The sequence below is a fragment of the Desulfopila aestuarii DSM 18488 genome (assembly GCF_900143695.1).
In the GTDB taxonomy this organism is placed as follows: Bacteria; Desulfobacterota; Desulfobulbia; order Desulfobulbales; family Desulfocapsaceae; genus Desulfopila; species Desulfopila aestuarii.
In genome coordinates, this window is record NZ_FRFE01000093.1 from 1 (window position 1) to 2,103 (window position 2,103).

Annotated in this window: 1 protein-coding gene; it reads right to left on the bottom strand. The window is 47.1% G+C overall.

Annotation, left to right across the window (positions count from 1 at the left end):
- Positions 1 to 169: 169 nt before the first annotated feature.
- Entirely contained in the window at positions 170 to 1,423 is a 1,254-nt protein-coding gene (ltrA, locus tag BUF15_RS26430) for a group II intron reverse transcriptase/maturase (protein WP_073617376.1), read from the bottom strand.
- Positions 1,424 to 2,103: the final 680 nt, after the last annotated feature.

The following is a 2,103-nucleotide window of genomic DNA, read 5'->3' on the forward strand; positions in this document are numbered from 1 at the left end:
CTGAAGATTCTGCTGCGGTGACTTTTTCGGTTTCATGGCAAAAAAATGCAAGAAAAAGAAGGTTAAAGAGTAGATATCTTGCATTTTTTATAACAGTCGAGTAGCCCGAAGGGATCTCACCCCCAGGCTCTCACAGATCCGGACATGAGTCTCTCGACTCATCCGGCTCTTATTGTCCAGCCGGAGGCCTTATACCAAGTATCTGCCAATGGGCAAATAGATGGGAATTCCGAAGTGCAAAACGCCCTAGACAGTGCGTTGCTTTCCGTTGTTGGCCTCTAAGTTTCTTGAATTTCCGCATTACCCATTTAACTAATATACGATTCAGAACGCGAAACACCTTTGACATCTCTGATTTATAAAACTTCGCATAATAATTAATCCAGCCTCGCAATTTGGTATTGAACATCCTTGAAAAGTCTTCGAGCGATTTGTCTGTGCGATTATGAAGCCGCCAGCCCCGAAACTCATTACGTATTGACTTCGCTGCTTTATTACTCATTGCTGGCAAAAATCCGACGAAGAATTTCCCATTCTTGCTAGCTGCAACCCTTGCCCTGAACGTATACCCCAGGAAATCGAATTTACAGATCGGGTAGTCCCCTCGCCGGTTATCCTCCTTGCAATAGACAATCTTCGTCTTTTCAGGATGGAGTTCCAGCCGGCAATCCATTAGCCGCTTTTCAATAGCAACTCGTAACGCTTGAGCCTGTGACTCACTTTTGCAATGACAAACAACATCATCAGCATACCTCTCGAACGGGGTCTGCGGAAATTCCCGCCCCATCCACTTGTCAAAGGCATAGTGCAAAAACAGATTGGCCAACAAGGGACTCACAACACCACCTTGTGGAGTTCCTTTGCCGCTAACTTTGGTTTTCCCATCCGGATACCGAACAGGGCATTTCAGCCACCGCTCGATATACAACAAGATCCACCGGCAATCTGTGTGCTGACGCACAGCCTTTAACATGAGCTCATGGTCGATATTATCAAAGAATCCTTTGATGTCGAGATCTACTACCCACCCATACCGCCAGCACCGTTGACGTGCTGCTGCAACCGCATCAATGGCAGACTTTCCGGGACGATATCCGTATGAGTCTTCATGAAAATGTGGTTCCAAAAGAGGTTCCAGGTGTTGCTTAACCACCATCTGAGCGATTCGATCTGCTACTGTTGGTATCCCCAACGGCCGCGTTTTTCCGTCGCCCTTTGGTATCTCAACTCGACGTACTGGAGGGGGGAAATAGCTCCCCGAAGACATTCGATTCCAAAGTTTATAGAGGTTATCTTTCAAATCCTCTTCAAAGTCGGCTATCGTCTGCCCATCTACACCAGCTGCTCCACGATTTGCCTTTACTTTCTTGAATGCATCCCAAATCTGCTGCTTAGTAATTTGGAACGGCTTTGCTTTATCCAAAAAGATCCTCCCGAGTTCCGGTTGTCTCAATGTTAAAAGCTGAACAATGTAGCCCCTTCGCTCCATCTCCATTACAGAGATCTCATAACTACTACAGGCTACTCCGCCCCTGTGCTCCGCATCAGTACTCTCATCCTTGTGGGGTCCCCACTTGGATTTCTCCCTTAACATCGGAACGGCAGGTTCCCACGTTCCACACGAAAGCCAAGACCACGTTCACGCCACCTTTATGCCGGACGCCACTCAGGCAATAAACAGGCACCCCCTGAGCTCATCCTGGGATGGAAATAGTTCCCAGTTTTGACGCCATCATATAGTTTCGACACCTCATCAGTGGTTCGCTGTTACTCGTCTCCATGATCCATACCTGACCCGGTCTTGCCGTGCCTTTTCCTTAACGCTCACCACCACGACTCTTAACCGCAGCAGCTTAAGGTGGTTTGGTGCCTGCTCCTGCAAGCCGACCCCGAGGGACCTACCCTCATCTTTCGTATAGTTACGAGCAAAAAAATTATTGCTCTCGTGGCACACTATTTCCGCCAAATTATCTCATTTTTCAGCCATATAACTATTTATTCAGATTCGACTAAATTATTTACTTCATTCAGCACTTTCCTTATAAGGGTGGCAAGATCCTTTTTCGCCAGTGGCTTCATCGCAAAACCCTTTATTCCAAATAA